Source organism: Enterococcus sp. AMC1251 (assembly GCF_058216535.1).
Genome location: NZ_CM177098.1, coordinates 1,742,314 through 1,761,643, shown reverse-complemented (window position 1 = coordinate 1,761,643; position 19,330 = coordinate 1,742,314). Strand labels below are relative to the sequence as shown.

Here is a 19,330-nt window from a genome sequence, read left to right as displayed (position 1 = left end):
ACTAACGATAATGAGGAGAAAACAAATGATATTAGTTGTTGATCACTATGATTCTTTTACTTATAATTTAGTTCAATATGTTTTGCAATTGACATCTGACGTCCATACTATTAATTATAATAAAATTAATTCGGATGATATTCAAACAAAAAAAATAAGTAAGATCATACTTTCACCTGGACCAAAATCACCAAAAGATTATAACGAGACTATGAAAGTTATTGATAATTACAAAGGGAATATCCCTATATTAGGTGTTTGTTTAGGTCATCAAATTATTGCTGAATATTTTGGTGCAAAGGTAACCTATGCCCCTTATGTATGTCATGGGAAATCAGCACAAGTTGAACATGACAACAAGGGGGTCTTTAATGGTCTAAGTGGAACGCTTCAAGTCGGAAGATATCATTCGTTAATTGTTGATAAGGAACAGTTTCCAGAAACCGAATTAGATATCACTGCACAAACACAAGATAATCTAATCATGGGGATTAGGCATAAAAGTTATGATATTGAGGGAATTCAGTTTCATCCAGAATCTATACTCACAAATCAAGGGTTTGAAATAATAAAGAATTTTGTTTCAAAATAGATAGAGGAGGTCGAACAATGAATTTGATTCTTATAGGAAGAAATAAAGCGTTTCTTGAAGAAATAACGAATATTAAAGAAGTAAAGTCCGTTATAATAATTGAAAGTAAAAACGTGTTAAATAAGCTTGATCATTACGAAAACGACTTAATAAAAAGCGTGATTGAATTGGAATATATGAACAATTCAAGTTTCTTGGAAGAAGCGTTATCATATATCGGTAATACAAAAATAGATGGTGTTATTCCAGGATTTGAGTATAGTGTTCAAGCAGCGAATGAACTTGCAGAATATTTTGAATTACCTGCTGTTGGAAAAATTGGCGCTAAAATCTTTACTAATAAAAATAATTTAAGAGAATATAGTGAAAAAATAAATATAAATCATCCAAAATTTATGAATATTAAGTCCATTGAGGATTTATATGAATTCTTTTCTGAAAGAAAAATTATTTTAAAACCGAGTAACAGACAGGCCTCATTAGGAATAAGCATCATTTCACATCAAAATCAAATACCAGAAGCATTTAAACTAGCAACAAGTACTAAAAATGAAAAAACCATCTCAGAAGAAAGGATAGAATGGGAATATATAGCCGAGGAATATTTGACAGGCTATGAAATTAGTTCTGAATACTTGGTAAAAGATGGACAAATCATTTTTTCTAACATCACGCACAAGGAAGGCGTTAAAAATAGAGAACAAATTGAAATTGCCCACCATATTCCCGCTATCATTGAGTCAGAAATCACTAAAAAAGTTCATAATCAAATTAAAAAAATTATTAAAAGAGCTTGTATAAAAACGACTGTTCTTCACGCTGAGTGGAAAGTAGGTAGAACGGGTCCAGTATTGATTGAGTGTGCTGCAAGAATGCCTGGAGATTTTATAGCAAATGGCATAAGTGCATCATACAATTTTAATTTCAGGCAAGAATATATTAAATTAATGCTCGGTCTAGAAGTTCAAGTCAATGATTATTTTGAAAAGTATACTATCATACAATTTTTCTATTCAGAAGATACCGGAACGCTCTCCAAAATTACTAATCTAGACTTTCTCAAAAATGAAAAAGAAAATTTATTAACATTTAGCGTGACTAAACAAGTTGGCGACCAAGTGAAGTTTCCTGAATCTACCTGGGATAGATTGGGCTACTTTATACTATCAAATAGAAATTATGATTTCATTTTAAACAGAACAAATGATTTATTAAACCAAGTAAAGTTTATTGTAGAGTGATAGAGACTATTTTTGTGAATCAAATATAGCCTCATGATCATTAGCCTAATAAGTCCTAAAACAAGATGAAAGGCAACTCAAAAGCGCTCTAGATTAGGGCGCTTTTGAGTTTTCTTTCATCAATTATTATTTGTTCAAAGAAAAATATCTGTTAGATTCATGAAGAATTATTCACTTGGACTGGAAACATAAGTGAAGTAAATATTTCAAAAAAAGCAAAAAAAAATTTCTATAGATATAACGCATGAAAAAAGCAAAAAGAGTAAACACATACGTATAGTTCAATTAAAAAAAATAGTATGGTACAATAACAAACAAATCATACTTTTTTTATTGATTATCGATTAAAAATAACGATTCAATAGTCATTTTCCTTTAAAAGTAAGGTATACTTAAAGAAAAGGGAGGGCGAGTGGATGAATTTAACTGAAGAACGTTTACAAAAAGAAAAAATGAAACAAGTTCAATTACTCGCTGCATATTATCAAGTTGTCAATCGTTTGCCGCTTGGTGACAAGAGAGATCAGATGATTCGGGATATATTAGCTTGCAAAGATAAAATAAAAAAAATCAATCAGCAATTAACAGAATTAAATAAAAAAGAGTAACTATTATTCAGTTATAAAAGGAGCCCATTTTGGTTATAGATTTTTTTACAGTGCTACTCGTAATTTTTGTTGTAATCATGTATGTTTATTTGACTTTGGTAAGAAAAAGCATTCAGATCAGAAGTATTAAAAAAAACCTTATATATGTTTTAGTGATTGGATGTAGTCTACTTATTTTATTACTTACTCTAACTATTGAACAAACCGCAGATCAAAAAATTCGTGGCTTTCTCTCGACTTTGCTCGTTTTGAGTTTCTTATTGGATACAAAAGGTCTTGCAGATGATCGCCTCATTTTAGGTCCCTTTGATAAGAATGGAGTCATGTTTAAGGATGTTGAAAAAATGGCTTTGTTGGTTAAGAAAAAGGAAATTCGATTAAATTACTTTAAAAATGGGCGACGGGGTCCAATGATGAAATTTTCTATCCCATTAGAAGAATTACTTGCATTTCTTTCTGATCGATTAAATGAAGAAACTGAAATTAGTATTTTAGTAGATGAAGATAACTAAATGTTCAAAGAGACACTGCTTGCTCTTTGTTATTTTTATTGAAATTTAAGTGCTATATCTTTTAATAAAAAAAATTTCAAAAGAATAGTTAATTTTAGTAGGTATTTCTTTAACAGTTTGCTATACTATGCAAAGAAATTCTGAAAGGAAGTATTGTTGTGAACAAAGAAATAGAGCAACGAATTGCTGAATTACGTGAAAAATATGAAAAGCTACCGCCAGAAAAAAAAGCTGAGTGGGAACGTCATATAAAGAAAAGAAATTTTTTAAACTACAAAAAAATTGAATTGATCAAGTCTGAGTTACTTCGTTTAGAAGCACGTCGAGCACAATTAGAACTATGCGACAGAAAAAAAGAACTTGGACTAATAGAAAAAAAAATTACCTGTAAAAAAGAAAAATTATTACGATTTTTAGAGAAACAACTCATTCAATAATTATTAAGGGGGATACGAGATGGCGTTTGTTTATTTAATTATTGTTTTTGTTTTAGCGATCACATTCTCAAATGTCTTTAATCGAATCGTTCCAATTATTCCTTTGCCTATTGTTCAAATAATTGTTGGTGTTTTAATTGGATTAACAGATATGGGGCGTGAGATAACCTTTGAACCAGAAATATTTTTAGTGATGATTATTGCTCCTTTGTTATTCCGCGAAGGGGAACGGAACGATATTTCTGCGACCATGAAAAATTTTAGTGTCATTTTATTTTTAGCGTTTATTGGCGTTTTGATCACACTCGTAAGTGTTGGTTGGGCTTTACATATGGTTATTCCTGCTTTGCCAATCGCAGCTTGTTTTGCTTTAGGTGCAGCACTTGGACCTACAGATGCAGTAGCTGTAGGTTCTTTATCTGGAAAAATACAAATACCTTCTAAAGCGATGCATATTTTAGAAGGCGAGGGATTGATTAATGATGCTTCTGGTGTTACTGCTTTTCAATTTGCACTCGCAGCATTATTGACGGGAAGTTTTTCAGCAACAGATGCTGGAATTACCTTAATTGTTTCTAGTATCGGAGGCGCTATTGTGGGCGTTGTTTTAGTAAGCATCAAACGACAAGTCGTAATGATTTTGGAAAAAGCTTCAGCAAGAGATGTAACCGGCTATTTATTGTTAGAGCTGTTATTACCTTTTTTAGCATATATGGTTGCTGAACTTTTCCACGTTTCTGGAATTATTGCTGCAGTCGTGGCAGGAGTGATGCAAGCGGCTAGTTTCAAAAAAATATCATTATTCGAAGCCGAACTCTCAAGTGTATCAGAAAGCACTTGGGGAACGATTACGTTTACGTTGAACGCACTCGTCTTTCTTTTCTTAGGGATTGAGTTATCTCAAGTTTTTTCACCAATTTGGAATAGCGAAATGTATTCTAATAGCTTCTTAATGGTTGTTATTTTAATTTTAAGTGTTACCTTATTTGTTGCGCGTTTTTTCTCTATTGTGTTAATTTACAGTGTGAAAAATGGTTTTAAGAGTATTTGGGCATCAATGAACGAAATGCTTATACTCACATTTGGAGGGGTTAAAGGAACTGTAAGCTTGGCAACAATTTTTATTTTACCTCTAACTATAAATGGTCAAGACTTTCCAGAGCGATCATTATTGTTATTTATAACAGCTTGCGTTATATTGGTTACATTGATGGGCGGTATTCTTGTGCTACCATTTTTAACAGAATCAGATGAGGTAGAAAGTAACAATGCGCAAGGTATCATCTTACTCCAAGATGTTATTGAACGACTTAAAAAGATAAATCACGATGATCCTCATGTTGAAATGAACGTTGTGATTGAAAACTATCAGGATCGCGTCAAAGAATTGTATACAGAACAGTTGCCATCAGATCAACGGCAAGAGGTTCAGGAACTAAGAGCGCTAATTGTTTCGATTGAGCGGGATGGTCTAGAAGAAAGTTTTCGTCAAAAAGAAATTGGTATTGAAGGGTATCGACTTTATGAACGATTAATTTCTAGAATGGAACGTTCTATTGCTAGACAGCTTTTGTCTATTATCGGTTTCTGGTTGCTTTTTGTCCGCCAAATTATTGCATTCTTTATTCACCCCAAGCTACTAATCTCTAAAAAAGATGAAGAAAACAGACGGGAATATCAAAAAGAAGAATTAGAAAATGTTCGCCAAGTCTTTTTACAAAATACAGAAGTTATTTTGAAGAGTTTAGATAATCTTAAAGGAGTTTACGATGAAGAAATTATTCAGTTTTTTATCGAAGGACGTTTACAACTTGCTCACAGATTAGAAGACGGTACATTCATTGATTCATTTATCGTTCGCTCTCAATCTGATTACGTCAAGGAACTTTTAATCGGTTATCAAGAAGAACGAAGAGTGATTGATGAATATGAACTCTCTGAATTAATTTCTTCTTTTGAAGCAAATGAATATCGAAAAAATGTTAATCTTTTAGAATCTTATTCGATCAATGATATTTCAGGTACCATTCCATTAAAAAAATTGACAAGAAAATTAGAAAAAGAAGCAGATGGGGAAGACTAGCTTCTTTTTTTACTTATTTTTGTTACAATAATTAGGATGAAAAGAGTGTGAGGCTATGAATGAATTAAAAGTAAATGAATTAACTAAAACATATGGAGAGAAAACATTATTTGATCATATTTCTTTTCATATTCATGATAAAGACCGAATCGGTTTGATTGGTACAAACGGAACCGGAAAAACAAGTCTGTTGACTATCCTAGCAGGTAAGGATAGTGGTGATGGTGATATTGACGCAATTCAACAACCAAATGATTATCAAATCGGTTATCTCTCTCAGGATCAAGAGTTTGATCCTGAGTTAACGGTTGTAGAAGCAGTCTTTCAAGGCGAAACACCAATTATTCAAGCGGTGAAAAATTATGAATTAGCCTTACTTGCGTTAGCTGATGATGGTCTTAGTGAAACAGCTCAAAAACAATACGCGCAAGCAGAAGAACGTATGAACAAAGAAGATGCTTGGACTGCGGACACTGATGCCAAAATTATTTTACAAAAACTAGGTATTGAGACACTACATAAAAAAATCGGTGAATTATCAGGTGGACAAAAGAAGCGTGTCAGTCTTGCTCAAGTGTTGATTGAATCACCAGATTTATTGCTATTGGATGAGCCAACGAACCATCTAGATTATGAAGCAATCAGCTGGTTGGAGAGTTTTTTAAACGGATACCGTGGTGCAATTTTGATGGTAACCCATGATCGTTATTTTTTAGATCGGGTGACGAATCGAATATTTGAGTTATCTTTTGGAAAAGTATACGAATATAAAGGTAATTATGAAGCATATATCATTGCTAAAGCAGAACGAGAACGTGTTGGGGTTGAACAAGAAGAAAAAAGAAAACAACTTTATAAACAGGAATTGGAATGGATGCGTGCTGGTGTAAAAGCACGTGGCACAAAACAACAAGCTAGACAAGATCGCTTCCACGACCTTAAAGATAACCTCCATCAAGTTAATCAAAAGGGACATCTGGAAATTGATGTAGCCACACAAAGGCTAGGGAAAAAAGTATTAGAAATTAGAAAGGGACACTATCAAATCGAACATAAAACAATTCTTAAAGAATTTGATCTGCTTATTCAAGCAAAAGATCGGATTGGCATTACCGGGAAAAACGGTGCTGGAAAATCAACGTTATTAAATATTCTTGCCGGTCGTTTAGCTTTGGATAGTGGTTTGTACTCAATCGGTGAAACCGTAAATTTGGCTTATTATACACAACAAAATGAAACGATGGATCCAAACCAACGCATGATTTCTTACTTACAGGATGCAGCTGAGCTAGTACAGCGAACAGATGGAACAAACATTGGTGTTGCAGAACTATTGGAACGCTTTCTATTTCCCCGCTTTATGCATGGATCAGTAATCGGTAAACTTTCTGGTGGAGAAAAACGACGATTGTATTTGTTAAAACTATTAATTGGTCAACCAAATGTGTTATTATTGGATGAGCCAACAAATGATCTGGATATTGATACTCTAACGATTTTAGAAGATTATATCCAGACATTCAAAGGTGCTGTGGTTGCCGTTTCTCATGATCGTTATTTTCTTGATAAGACGATGGATAAATTGCTAGTTTTTCAAGGTGAAGGGAACATCGCGACTTACTATGGTTCAATGAGTGACTATCTAATTGTAAATAAAGAACAATCGAAAAAATCGATCAAGCCTGAATTGACAACGGCAAAAGAAATCGAAAAGAAAGAAAAAACAAAACTGACCTACATGGAGCAAAAAGAATGGGAAACCATTGAAAATGACATAGCGCATCTAGAAGAACGTGCAGCGCATCTTGCTGAAGAGATGAATCACCAAGGGAATGATTTTACAAAACTACAACAACTTCAGTCTAGCTTATCAACGATCGAACAGGAACTTGAAGAAAAAATGGAGCGTTGGGCATATTTAAGTGAGTTTGTAGAAAATTAGGAGGCAGTAACTATGGAAGAAGCATATTTAGCATTAGGTCGCAAACTTTTAAAGGAAGGTCACTTAAAAGAAGATCGTACTGGAACAGGTACAAAAAGTATCTTTGGTCACCAAATGCGTTTTGATTTATCTGAAGGCTTTCCTTTGTTAACAACTAAGCGAGTACCGTTTGGCTTAATTAAAAGTGAACTTTTATGGTTTTTAAATGGCGATACAAATATTCGTTATCTCTTACAACATAATAATCATATTTGGGATGAGTGGGCTTTTGAACGTTATATTAAAAGTGATGATTACCAAGGTCGTGATATGACTGATTTTGGACGTCGAGTTCTTGTGGATGAAATATTCAAGGGAGATTATGAAAAAGAACACAAAGCATTTTGTGATAAACTTTTATTGGATGATGAGTTTGCTGCAAAATATGGGGAATTAGGAAATATTTACGGTGCGCAGTGGCGTCATTGGGAGACCAAAAATGGCGGTTTTATCGATCAACTTAAAAATGTTATTGAAATGATCAAAAAAACACCTGATTCAAGACGCCTAATCGTGTCAGCTTGGAATCCAGAAGATATTCCTTCTATGGCTTTACCGCCGTGTCATACAATGTTTCAATTTTATGTGAATGATGGTAAATTGAGCTGTCAGTTATATCAACGAAGTGGTGACGTTTTTCTTGGCGTTCCTTTTAATATTGCTAGTTATGCATTGTTAACACATTTAATTGCTCATGAAACTGATTTAGAAGTAGGCGATTTTATTCACACTTTGGGGGATGCTCATTTATATACAAATCATATCGATCAGATGAATGAACAACTTACTCGAGAAATTCGCTCGTTTCCTAAACTAAAATTAAATCAAGAAAAAAAATCAGTATTTGATTTTGAACTGGAAGATATCCTTATCGAAGGATATGATCCGCATCCAGCAATTAAGGCACCGATTGCCGTTTAAATTGAAAGGAGTTTCCTGATGTTAGCAGCCATATGGGCTCAAGATGAGCAAGGAATAATTGGTAAAGAAAATCAATTACCATGGCATTTACCAAATGATTTGAAATTTTTTAAACAAATGACTGAAAACAATACCATTATCATGGGGAGAAAAACTTTTGAGGGGATGGGAAGCCGTCCATTACCAAATCGTCAAACGATTGTTCTAACTAAGGATAAAAAATATTCTGCTGACGGAGTTGTTGTATTTCATAGTGTGAGTGAAGTTCTTGAGTACGCAAATACGTTCTCAGGTATTACATTTATTGCGGGCGGTTCAGCAATATACGAAGATTTTTTACCGTATTGCGATGTATTGTACCGTACAGTTATCCATCATTTATTTGATGGAGATACGAAATTTCCTGCTATTGTTTGGGATGATTGGACATTGATCAATCTAAGCGAAGGTGAACAGGACGAAAAAAATAGCTATGCACATCAATTTGAGACATATCAGCGCAAAGTAGCTGTGGATTAAGTAAAGGTTGTCTAGATAACAAAAAAACATACTGTCGTTAGTATGTTTTTTTTGTTATCTAGATATGATTGCGATATAACCCAACAACTTTTCCTAATATACTTACATTATTTAAAATAATTGGGTCTAATGCATCATTCTCTGGTTGTAAACGAATATGATCTGTTTCTTTAAAGAATCGTTTACATGTTGCTTCATCTTCATCTGTCATCGCAATAACGATATCACCATTTGATGCAGCGCTTTGTTTGCGAACGATCACTTGATCACCATCTAAAATACCAGCGTTGATCATACTTTCACCTCTGATAGTCAGCATGAATAACGCATTTTCTTCTGCTACCAAATCAGGCGGAAGAGGGAAAAAGTCAGAGGCTTCTTCTACAGCTAAGATAGGCTCACCAGCTGTAACAACACCAAGCATGGGGATAACTGTCGGTTTTACACCAATTTTTTCAAGACCATCTGGGGTCAATTCAATCGCTCTTGGCTTCGTAGGATCACGTAAAATCAGCCCTTTTTTTTCTAATCGAGCTAGGTGTCCGTGAACAGTAGATGTTGAAGATAGGTCTACGGCTTTTCCAATTTCTCTTACAGTTGGTGGATAGCCTTTGAGCTCAACTTGTTCATATATATATTTTAATACTTCGATTTGTCTTGTGTCTGTACGTTTCACCAAAACCCGCACCTTCTTTCAATTTATAATTTCAGTGTACCATAGTTTTATACAGGAATCAAACAAGCGTTCGTGTTTTTTGAAAAAAGTATTTATGTTAAAATCTTTGTAAAAAATGACCGACATAAATAATGATAATTTCTATACATGAACAAAGTCATTTCATATTTTTGATAAGAATATAGTTGTATTTTTTGCGCTCTTCTTATAAGATAGACTTGGAAAGTAAACTTGTCTAGCCACTTAGGCTTGTTCTGAAAGAAAAGGTTGAATCAGCTTGTTCAACCTTTTAAAATAAGGAGGCAGAAGTATGTTATCATCTGAAAAAATGAACCGTATCAATGAACTTGCCAAAAAAGCGAAAGAAAGTGAATTAACTGAGAAAGAAAAAGCAGAACAATCAGTACTTCGCCAAGAATATTTAGCTGCTTTTAGAGGTGGCATGCGTCATCATATCGAAGGTATGAAGGTAGTAGACCCTAAAGGAAATGACGTAACACCAGAGAAGCTGAAAAATATCCAAAAAGCTAGAGGATTACATAATCGAAAATAATTTTAGTTGTTTTTACTAAAAGTAATTGCTTTCATAAACGAAATACGATAAGATATAGATAATAAAGGTAAAAAAAACCTAAATAGGAGATGATTTTTTTGTTCGACAACACTGATCAGTTAGGCGTCAATACGATTCGTACATTGAGTATCGAAGCAGTTCAAAAAGCAAATTCAGGCCATCCTGGACTACCAATGGGTGCAGCACCTATGGCATATGCACTTTGGACAAAACACTTGAAAGTAAACCCAAAAACGTCAACAAATTGGGTAGATAGAGACCGTTTCATTCTTTCTGCTGGTCACGGTTCAGCAATGCTTTATAGCTTGCTTCACTTAGCAGGTTACGGTGTAACAATGGATGATCTAAAAAGCTTCCGTCAATGGGATAGTAAAACGCCTGGACATCCAGAAGTGCATCACACAGATGGTGTTGAAGCAACGACAGGGCCTTTGGGTCAAGGAATTGCGATGGCTGTTGGTATGGCGATGGCCGAGGCTCATACTGCCGCAACCTATAATCGAGATAGTTTTTCAGTAATTGATCATTATACCTATGCATTATGCGGTGATGGTGACTTGATGGAAGGGGTTTCTCAGGAAGCAAGTTCTATGGCTGGACACATGAAATTAGGCAAATTGATCGTGTTATACGATTCAAATGATATCTCTTTAGATGGCCCAACATCAAAAGCGTTCACAGAAAACGTTGGCACTCGTTATGAAGCTTATGGTTGGCAACATATCCTAGTAAAAGATGGCAATGATTTAGAAGAGATTTCTAAAGCAATTGAATCAGCAAAAGCGGAATCAGACAAACCGACATTGATCGAAGTCAAAACCGTTATCGGCTACGGCGCACCAAAAGAAGGTACATCGTCTGTTCATGGTGCACCAATCGGAGCCGATGGTATCGCTGTAGCTAAAGCCGTTTATGGTTGGGAGTACCCTGATTTTACTGTTCCAGAAGAAGTTGCTGCACGCTTTAAAGAAACAATGGTGGAAAAAGGCGGAAAAGCAGAAGATACGTGGAATGCTATGTTTGAAAACTACAAAAAAGAACATCCTGAATTAGCGAAACAATTTAAACAAGCTTTTGCTGATGAACTTCCTGAAAATTGGGATCGTGAATTACCAACATATGAAGTAGGTTCAAGTGCAGCTAGCCGCGTTACAAGCAAAGAAACAATTCAAGCAATTTCTAAAGCTGTACCTGGTTTCTGGGGCGGTTCTGCTGACTTGTCTGCTTCAAACAATACAATGGTAGCAGCAGAAAAAGATTTTGAGCCTGGTCAATATGAAGGTCGCAATATTTGGTTTGGTGTGCGTGAATTTGCAATGGCTGCTGCTATGAATGGAATTCAGTTACACGGAGGTAGCCGTGTTTATGGTGGAACATTCTTTGTGTTTACAGATTATTTACGTCCTGCAGTACGCTTAGCAGCAATTCAAAATACACCTGTAACGTATGTATTGACACATGATTCTGTGGCTGTTGGAGAAGATGGACCAACTCATGAGCCTGTCGAACAATTAGCAAGTATCCGTTGCATGCCAGGTGTACAAGTGATTCGTCCAGCTGATGGTAACGAAACCGTTGCTGCATGGAAAATTGCAATGACAACAAAAGATGCTCCAACTGTTTTAGTTCTAAGCCGTCAAAACTTACCTGTTATTGAAGGTACGAAAGAAAACGCAGGTGAACTTGTTCAAAAAGGTGCCTATGTGATTTCTAAACAAAAAGGTGAAAAACCAGAAGGGATCTTGATTGCAACAGGTTCAGAAGTAAATTTAGCTATTGAAGCTCAAAAAGCATTAGATGAACAAGGGAAAGATGTTTCCGTTGTTTCGATGCCAAGTTTTGATTTGTTTGAAAAACAAACAGCTGATTATAAAGACTCTATTTTACCTAAAGATGTAACGAAACGAGTTGCGATCGAAGCGGCTTCACCTTTTGGTTGGGAACGTTATGTCGGAACTGCTGGCACAACTGTAACGATTGATCGCTTCGGTGCTTCCGCTCCCGGAGATTTAGTCTTAAAAGAATTTGGATTTACTGTTGATAATGTTATTTCAAAATACAATAATTTATAAAATAGAAGTGATTTAAAAATAGAAACCAGTCTAAAATAACTTTTCGAGTTATTTTAGACTGGTTTCTATTTCGCTGTAACAGGGTGCTTTCCAAAACCCTATTCATGAATTTTTGATCGACTCAAACTATTTGAGTTATTTTCCGTAATGTTCTGTAATGATTGTAATATTTTGTTATTTATTAAAAAAAAACTAATAAACTTGGAACAACGGTATTCATAGCCAGAAATGTGTTTTAATAACTTACACCACGTCAACCAGATAAAACAAATATTGAAAAGAACAATAAAACAAAGATTTCAGCTGGATTACACTTGGTTTAAAATTTTAAATCTCAAGGGTAATTAATTGTTTATAAAAAAGTATCCGGGTAAACTAACGATATGATGTTCTATTGAGGAGGAACAAATGGATGGATGAGATCAGAACAAGAAGTGGTAGGCACCAGCAAAAAAAATATAAAATCAATCGCAAACGTGTTGCGTCTGTTATGGGAACTTCATTAGTATTTCTTCCAATCGCAGGAAATCTATTGCCAGTGGGAGCTCAAGCAACAGAAGTTGAAGCGCAAGGGGAAATTTCTCAGCAAGCATTTATTGATTCTATTGGATATTCAGCTGCTTCAGTGGCTGATGCGAATGACTTATATGCATCTGTCATGATCGCTCAAGCATTATTAGAAAGTAGCTATGGCACCTCTGGTTTAGCTGCTGCACCAAATTATAATTTATTCGGTGTCAAGGGAAGTTACGGTGGACAAACTGTTTACATGCCAACTTCAGAATACCTGAATGGTGAATGGGTAACACTTACTGAACCTTTTAGGAGTTATCCTTCATACACCGACTCTTTTCAAGATCATGCTAACGTTCTTAAAACAACTTTAGCTTCTAGTGGTAATTATCATTATTCAGGAGTCTGGAAAAGCAATACAACTAGTTATATGGATGCTACGGCAGCTTTAGCTGGTCGGTATGCTACCGATCCTAATTATGCAAGCAAATTGAATTGGCTAATTTCCACCTATGGTTTAACTGCTTACGATAGCGGGAATACTGTAACGCCTGTAACATACGAAAGCCCATCTTCAGATCAATCAACGATTGGACAAAGTAGTACAGTTGCTTCACAATCGTATACCGTATCCTCTGGTGATACTCTTTGGGGAATTGCCGAAAAATTTGGCGTTTCTGTGGATCAACTTATGGCTTCAAACGGTATCACGGCAGAATTGATTACTGTAGGTCAGGTATTACAAATTGCATAAAAAACTACCAACAACTTGTCATCTGAATGACGGTTCGTTGGTAGTTTTTTTATCGTTTGCCTGATCGTAATTCTTCTAAACGTCGCTTACGGTTTTTACTCAAATCTTTAATCCTTGGTCTAGGTAGAATATCTTCTGAAGTTGTGGTGGAGTTCTTTGTATGTGTTGTAGGATCGTTTATATCAAACTGTTTTAAATATTCAATCACTTCTCTGACAATCCGAGTTGGAGTAGATGCGCCAGCAGTTACAGCTACTTGTTCGACATCAAGCAACCATTTAATATTGATTTGCGAAACATCAGAAATCCGATACGCTGGAACTCCAGCTTGTTCAATGGAAACTTGCGCTAATCGATTACTGTTATTACTTTTTGGATCACCAACAACGATCGTCAAATCACATCCTTGTGCTTGAGCAACAACAGCCTCTTGACGAACTTGAGTCGCTTTGCAAATATCTTTGTGAATATGCACATGAGGATATTTCTGCTGAATTGAATCCATCAAATCGCTAACATCCCATTGACTCATTGTTGTTTGATTCGTCACGAAAATTTTGTCAGCTTTGAGTTCTAAAGAGTTGATGTCTGTTCGGTTTGCCACTAAATGAACATGTGTTGGAGAAACTCCAAGTGCTCCTTCGGGTTCAGGATGATTTTTTTTACCTATATAAATGATTTCGTAACCTTCAGCAACTTTTTCTGAAATTAATTCATGTGTAATCATGACATCAGGGCAGGTAGCATCAATAACTGTCAATCCTTTTTCAATCGCTAATGCCTTTACTTTTGGTGAAGTTCCGTGCGCAGTTAAAATCACAGTTCCTTGATTGACTTGGGATAGAATGTCTTCACGATTATCCCCGTCCAGTGTATGTATACCAATACTTTCAAAAGCATCTGTTATATGTTTATTATGAACGATCATTCCTAAGATATAGATTGGACGTGGTAAATTTTCATCAAGAGAAGCATTCCTAGCAATGACCATTGCATCAACAACACCATAACAATAGCCACGTGGACTAATATTTTTAATTTTCATAAATAAAGTAGCTCCTATTTTTACTAATTTTTAAACTCTTCTTTACTATACAACACTTTTGTTAAATTTGTTTAAAAACTATCTATCAATTGTTTAACAATAGCAAAATGATAGCCAGATGGTTCGATATAAGCTATTATGAACAAAAGAAAGTTTTCGCTTATATGAATATACTAATGGAGGAATGACTCATGACTCAAATTTTTAATTCAGTTACCGAATTAATAGGTAAGACGCCGATTGTAAAATTAGGACATATAGTCCCAGATGGAGCTGCTGATATTTTTGTGAAACTTGAATTCTTTAATCCAGGCGGAAGCGTCAAAGATCGAATCGCATTACATATGATCGAAAACGCTGAAAAGAGTGGTCAACTTAAAGCTGGAGATACAATTGTAGAGCCAACTAGTGGAAACACTGGGATCGGTTTAGCAATGGTTGGCGCTGCAAAAGGATACAAGGTTATTATTATTATGCCTGATACAATGAGTGTTGAGCGTAGAAAACTAATGCAAGCTTACGGTGCTGAGTTAGTACTTACTCCAGGTGTCGATGGAATGAAAGGGGCAATCGCTAAAGCCACTGAACTGTCAGAAAAAGAAGGCTATTTTATGCCGATGCAATTTGATAATCCAGCTAATCCTGAAGCTCATGAAAAAACAACTGGAAAAGAAATCCAAGATGCTTTTGGACCTGCGGGTTTGGATGCTTTTATTGCAGGCATTGGCACTGGTGGAACTATAACTGGTGTTGGTAAAGAATTAAAACGAGTTTATCCAAAAATTTCAATTGTTGCAGTGGAACCAATAGAATCACCTGTTTTAGAAGGTGGCGCTCCTGGACCTCATAAAATCCAAGGAATCGGTGCTGGATTCATTCCTAAAGTTTTAGATACGAAGATCTATGGGGAAATCATTGCAATTTCTAGTGAGGATGCAATGGAAACAGCTCGACAATTGGCTTTTAAAGAGGGATTATTGGTTGGAATATCTGCTGGCGCTGCAGTAAATGCTGCTATTCACTTGGCAAAGGAATTGGGTGCTGGAAAGAAAGTATTGACTGTTATTCCTGATAACGGCGAACGATACCTTTCAACAACACTGTATAGTTTTTCTGAATAACTTATCACTAAAAAGAAGGCGTTTGTTTAGCGGCTTCTTTTTTTACCATATTTAACTAACTAAATGGCATAAAATATTTTTTTCATTCAACAAAAATGATCGCAAACATATTATTTGTGCGATTATTCTTGTCAAGATAGATTAGAAATAGTATTATTTAAGAAAGAAGAGTAGGAGGGGAACTAAATGGATAACGTATTGGTAAAGAAAGCACTTGAAGAATTGAAAGAAGCCAATATTCGTATTACTCCTCAAAGATATGCAATTTTAGAATATCTAATTGAGAATCATAACCATCCAACTGCCGATGAAATTTATCGTTCATTAGAAAATCGTTTTCCCAATATGAGTGTTGCGACTGTTTATAATAATTTACGTTTGTTTACAGATATTGGTTTTGTTCAAGAGATGAATTACGGCGACGCATCTAGTCGTTTTGATTTCAGTTCTAAAAAGCATTATCATGCAATCTGTCAGAATTGTGGTAAAATCGTCGATTTCCATTATCCTGATTTAGAAGATGTTGAGATGGCTGCAAGTAAATTGACTGGTTTTGAAATCAATGAACATAGATTAGAACTATATGGTCTATGTCCAGACTGTCAAAAAATTAAAAAAGAATGAAATGAGGGATAAAATGAAATCAATCCAAACTGATAAAGCTCCAAAAGCGATTGGTCCTTATGTACAAGGGAATATTGTGAACGGCTTATTGTTTGCTTCTGGCCAAGTTCCTTTAAGTCCTGAAACAGGGGAAGTCGTTGGTAACTCAATTGAAGAACAGGCAGAACAAGTTCTTAAAAACATTGCAGCAATTTTAGAAGAAGTAGGAAGTAATTTTGACAACGTTGTTAAAACGACATGTTTTTTAAAGAATATGGATGATTTTGTAACTTTTAATGATGTTTATGCGAAAGCATTTACGAATCAATTACCTGCTCGTTCAGCTATAGAAGTAGCTCGTTTGCCTAAAGATGTTCTTATTGAAATAGAAATAATTGCTAAAGTAAATGAATAGCAATTTATTTTCACAAGCCGAGAAATTAACATTTCCTGGCTTTTTTTATTATAAAATCAGTATTTTATATTGTTCTGTAGATTATCAAGATGAAAAAAAGGTTAAAAAAGGAAAAGTTTGTGAAAATATAAGTTTGTGATTCACAAGCAAAGAACTCGAATATGACTTTTGGCTTTGTTATATTTTTAGTATACCAATAGATTCATAAGGAATTTATTGGTGAAAAATTTAACTTGAAAGAAGGGATTTACAAAATGAAAGTCGTAGTCGTAGGATGTACGCATGCAGGAACAGCTGCAGTCAAAAGTATTTTAACAAATCACCCAAACGCGGAGGTAACCGTTTATGAACGAAATGATAATGTATCGTTTCTATCTTGCGGTATTGCTTTGTATGTTGGAGGAGTGGTAAAGGAGGCTGGCAGTTTATTTTATTCAAGTCCTGAAGAATTAGCATCTCTAGGCGCTACAGTTAAAATGGAACATGAAGTCGAAACAATCGATGTTAATCATAAAACAGTTACTGCGAAAAACTTGCACACAGGTGTAGAAGAATCCGTTTCATATGATAAATTGGTGATGACAACAGGTTCTTGGCCGATTATTCCGCCAATTAAAGGAATTGAAGCTGAAAATATTTTATTATGTAAAAACTTTAATCAAGCAAATGTAATTATTGAACGTGCAAAGAATGCTAAAAAAGTTGTTGTTGTAGGCGGCGGATATATAGGCATCGAATTAGTTGAAGCTTTTGTTGAGTCAGGTAAAGAAGTTACATTGATCGATGGTTTAGATCGCATTTTAAATAAATATTTAGATAAGCCATTCACAGACGTTTTAGAAAAAGAGCTAGTTGATCGCGGAGTAACGTTAGCATTAGGTGAAAATGTTCAAGAGTTTAAAGCCGATACAAGTGGACATGTGAATAAAGTAATTACACCTAGCCAGGAATTTGAAGCAGATATGGTAATTATGTGCGTAGGTTTCAGTCCGAATACAATTTTGCTTAAAGATAAGGTAGATATGTTACCTAATGGCGCTATTGTCGTCGATAAGTTTATGAGATCAAGCAATCCTGATATTTTCGCTGCAGGTGATAGTGCAATTGTACACTATAATCCAAGTAATACGACTAATTATATTCCATTAGCTACCAATGCTGTTCGTCAAGGCATGTTGGTAGGTTACAATTTAACAGAAGAAAAACTGGCTTATCGTGGAACGCAAGGAACTTCTGGCTTATATTTATTTGGTTGGAAAATTGGTTCAACAGGCGTTACCTTAGAAAGTGCAAAAATGAACAACTTAGATGTAGAAGCAACACTGTTTGAAGATAACTACCGCCCGGAATTTATGCCGACAACTGAAAATGTCATGATGGAACTTGTTTACGAAAAAGGAACAAATCGCATCGTAGGTGGACAGTTAATGTCTAAGTATGATATTACTCAATCAGCTAATACGCTATCATTAGCTGTTCAAAACGAAATGACTGTTGAGGATCTTGCTTTATCAGATTTCTTTTTCCAACCGCATTTTGATCGTCCTTGGAACTACTTAAACTTATTAGCGCAAGCAGCATTAAAAAATATCGCTAAAAATTAATAAATAGAAGAGCGCGAAACAAAACTAAAGATCAGTTTTGTTTCGCGCTCTAAATACGAATAAATGGCGAGAAAAAGCAGCTCCCTCTTATTTCTCGGAGCTAAACGCTTTTGTCTCGGCCTCTTTTATTCTAAACAAAGCTTACTACTTGCTCTTTTCATCACTTTTTTGAGATACTTGAATGGTAAATAGAATTGAGGGGTTAGATAATGGAAGATAATAAGAATATAAAAGAAACAGTGATTCGTTCTTTGTATGCTTTAATCGGAGTTGCAATTTTAGCTTTTGGTGCGGCAACTTTACGTATTGGTCAAGTAGGACTAGATCCATATACTGCCGCGAATATCGGTATAGGTGGTTCTCTAAGACTTTCGTTAGGTGTTTATCAACTGATTGTCAATATTATTATTCTAGGATTGGTTTTTATTTTTGGAAGAAAATATATTGGCATTGGAACTGTGATAAATATGGTTCTTACTGGATTCTTTATTGATTTTTATACGTGGATCTATACAACATTTTTTTCGATCGAAATAAATTTACTTTCTCAAGGTCTTTTTCTCGTTTTGGGCGTAGTAATTTTTACTTTTGGTGCGTCATTTTATATGTCGGCAAAATTGGGAAATGCTCCATATGATGCAATTGCTCCAATCATTGTTGATCGTACTAAATCTCAGTATCGAGTTGTGAGAGTTATACAAGATATCTTTTTTGTTATCTTAGCATTCGTTTTTGGAGGCCCCGTTGGTATTGGAACAGTAATCAATGCATTTTTCACAGGGCCCTTAATTGATTTCTGGAATAAAAAAGTCAGCGAGCCCATAATCGAAAAAAGTATAAAAGAAAAAGTGAATAGCTAGAAAACGAAGAGTAATTTTTGAATCGTTTATTCGATTGAAGAGGGTCATACAAAACTATTTTTTTAGTTTTGTATGACCCTCTATTTGCTTTTTTATGATAAAAATTATTAGCGTTTACGAAAAAAACATTTGGAATATACCTATTAAATAAATAATATATTTATTTTTATCATTATAAATATAATTAAAAATAAATTAG

At 34.8% G+C, this 19,330-nt stretch carries 19 protein-coding genes; 17 read left to right on the top strand and 2 right to left on the bottom strand.

Translation table 11 applies throughout. The features are described from left to right. Nucleotides 1-25 precede the first annotated feature (25 nt). From AC4BBR_RS08215 to AC4BBR_RS08175, 9 genes are all read left to right on the top strand, one after another. Complete coding sequence (locus AC4BBR_RS08215; protein ID WP_490459098.1) at nucleotides 26-592, top strand: anthranilate synthase component II; 567 nt, start codon at nucleotides 26-28, stop codon at nucleotides 590-592. A 17-nt stretch (nucleotides 593-609) separates the two neighbouring features. Next, entirely contained in the window at nucleotides 610-1,833 is a 1,224-nt protein-coding gene (locus AC4BBR_RS08210; RefSeq protein WP_490462047.1) for an ATP-grasp domain-containing protein, read from the top strand. Nucleotides 1,834-2,249: 416 nt separating this feature from the next. Beyond that, on the top strand, nucleotides 2,250-2,441 hold the full coding sequence (locus AC4BBR_RS08205) for a hypothetical protein (RefSeq protein ID WP_069644689.1): 192 nt from the start codon (nucleotides 2,250-2,252) through the stop codon (nucleotides 2,439-2,441). A 29-nt stretch (nucleotides 2,442-2,470) separates the two neighbouring features. Continuing rightward, on the top strand, nucleotides 2,471-2,953 hold the full coding sequence (locus tag AC4BBR_RS08200; protein WP_490462046.1) for a hypothetical protein: 483 nt from the start codon (nucleotides 2,471-2,473) through the stop codon (nucleotides 2,951-2,953). A 158-nt stretch (nucleotides 2,954-3,111) separates the two neighbouring features. Beyond that, nucleotides 3,112-3,390, top strand: a complete 279-nt coding sequence (locus AC4BBR_RS08195; RefSeq protein ID WP_490462045.1) for a hypothetical protein — start codon at nucleotides 3,112-3,114, stop codon at nucleotides 3,388-3,390. Nucleotides 3,391-3,409: 19 nt separating this feature from the next. Then, nucleotides 3,410-5,473 carry a cation:proton antiporter gene (locus AC4BBR_RS08190; protein WP_490462044.1) on the top strand — a complete coding sequence of 688 codons (2,064 nt, stop codon included), beginning with the start codon at nucleotides 3,410-3,412 and terminating at the stop codon, nucleotides 5,471-5,473. 55 nt (nucleotides 5,474-5,528) lie between these two features. After that, entirely contained in the window at nucleotides 5,529-7,415 is a 1,887-nt protein-coding gene (locus AC4BBR_RS08185; RefSeq protein ID WP_490462043.1) for an ABC-F family ATP-binding cassette domain-containing protein, read from the top strand. Between the two features lie 12 nt (nucleotides 7,416-7,427). Next, nucleotides 7,428-8,375: a thymidylate synthase gene (locus tag AC4BBR_RS08180; protein WP_490462042.1), complete on the top strand. Its 948-nt coding sequence runs from the start codon at nucleotides 7,428-7,430 to the stop codon at nucleotides 8,373-8,375. A gap of 18 nt (nucleotides 8,376-8,393) precedes the next feature. Next, the gene (locus AC4BBR_RS08175) at nucleotides 8,394-8,894 is read left to right on the top strand and encodes a dihydrofolate reductase (protein ID WP_490462041.1); all 501 of its coding nucleotides are present in this window, start codon (nucleotides 8,394-8,396) and stop codon (nucleotides 8,892-8,894) included. A 58-nt stretch (nucleotides 8,895-8,952) separates the two neighbouring features. Here the strand turns inward: AC4BBR_RS08175 and lexA are convergent, their stop codons facing one another. After that, nucleotides 8,953-9,582 carry a transcriptional repressor LexA gene (gene lexA / locus AC4BBR_RS08170; RefSeq protein WP_490462040.1) on the bottom strand — a complete coding sequence of 210 codons (630 nt, stop codon included), beginning with the start codon at nucleotides 9,580-9,582 and terminating at the stop codon, nucleotides 8,953-8,955. 298 nt (nucleotides 9,583-9,880) lie between these two features. Between lexA and AC4BBR_RS08165 the strand changes: the two genes are divergently transcribed. From AC4BBR_RS08165 to AC4BBR_RS08155, 3 genes are all read left to right on the top strand, one after another. Next, complete coding sequence (locus AC4BBR_RS08165; protein WP_490462039.1) at nucleotides 9,881-10,123, top strand: DUF896 family protein; 243 nt, start codon at nucleotides 9,881-9,883, stop codon at nucleotides 10,121-10,123. 98 nt (nucleotides 10,124-10,221) lie between these two features. Next, nucleotides 10,222-12,216 carry a transketolase gene (gene tkt / locus AC4BBR_RS08160; RefSeq protein ID WP_490462038.1) on the top strand — a complete coding sequence of 665 codons (1,995 nt, stop codon included), beginning with the start codon at nucleotides 10,222-10,224 and terminating at the stop codon, nucleotides 12,214-12,216. Between the two features lie 412 nt (nucleotides 12,217-12,628). Next, complete coding sequence (locus tag AC4BBR_RS08155) at nucleotides 12,629-13,483, top strand: glucosaminidase domain-containing protein (protein ID WP_490462037.1); 855 nt, start codon at nucleotides 12,629-12,631, stop codon at nucleotides 13,481-13,483. A gap of 49 nt (nucleotides 13,484-13,532) precedes the next feature. Here the strand turns inward: AC4BBR_RS08155 and AC4BBR_RS08150 are convergent, their stop codons facing one another. Next, nucleotides 13,533-14,528 carry a 4-hydroxy-3-methylbut-2-enyl diphosphate reductase gene (locus AC4BBR_RS08150; protein WP_490462036.1) on the bottom strand — a complete coding sequence of 332 codons (996 nt, stop codon included), beginning with the start codon at nucleotides 14,526-14,528 and terminating at the stop codon, nucleotides 13,533-13,535. A gap of 191 nt (nucleotides 14,529-14,719) precedes the next feature. On the opposite strand from AC4BBR_RS08150, the gene cysK reads away from it, so the two are divergent. The 5 genes from cysK (at nucleotide 14,720) to AC4BBR_RS08125 (ending at nucleotide 19,131) form a co-directional block, all read left to right on the top strand. Next, nucleotides 14,720-15,649 (top strand): cysteine synthase A, encoded by a 930-nt coding sequence (gene cysK, locus AC4BBR_RS08145; protein WP_490462035.1) that lies wholly within the window; start codon nucleotides 14,720-14,722, stop codon nucleotides 15,647-15,649. Nucleotides 15,650-15,835: 186 nt separating this feature from the next. Beyond that, nucleotides 15,836-16,273: a peroxide-responsive transcriptional repressor PerR gene (gene perR, locus AC4BBR_RS08140; protein ID WP_490462034.1), complete on the top strand. Its 438-nt coding sequence runs from the start codon at nucleotides 15,836-15,838 to the stop codon at nucleotides 16,271-16,273. Between the two features lie 13 nt (nucleotides 16,274-16,286). After that, on the top strand, nucleotides 16,287-16,667 hold the full coding sequence (locus AC4BBR_RS08135) for a RidA family protein (protein WP_490462033.1): 381 nt from the start codon (nucleotides 16,287-16,289) through the stop codon (nucleotides 16,665-16,667). Between the two features lie 254 nt (nucleotides 16,668-16,921). Then, nucleotides 16,922-18,271, top strand: coding sequence for an NADH oxidase (locus AC4BBR_RS08130; protein ID WP_490462032.1), 1,350 nt, complete (start codon nucleotides 16,922-16,924; stop codon nucleotides 18,269-18,271). A gap of 209 nt (nucleotides 18,272-18,480) precedes the next feature. Then, nucleotides 18,481-19,131 carry a YczE/YyaS/YitT family protein gene (locus AC4BBR_RS08125; protein ID WP_490462031.1) on the top strand — a complete coding sequence of 217 codons (651 nt, stop codon included), beginning with the start codon at nucleotides 18,481-18,483 and terminating at the stop codon, nucleotides 19,129-19,131. Nucleotides 19,132-19,330: the final 199 nt, after the last annotated feature.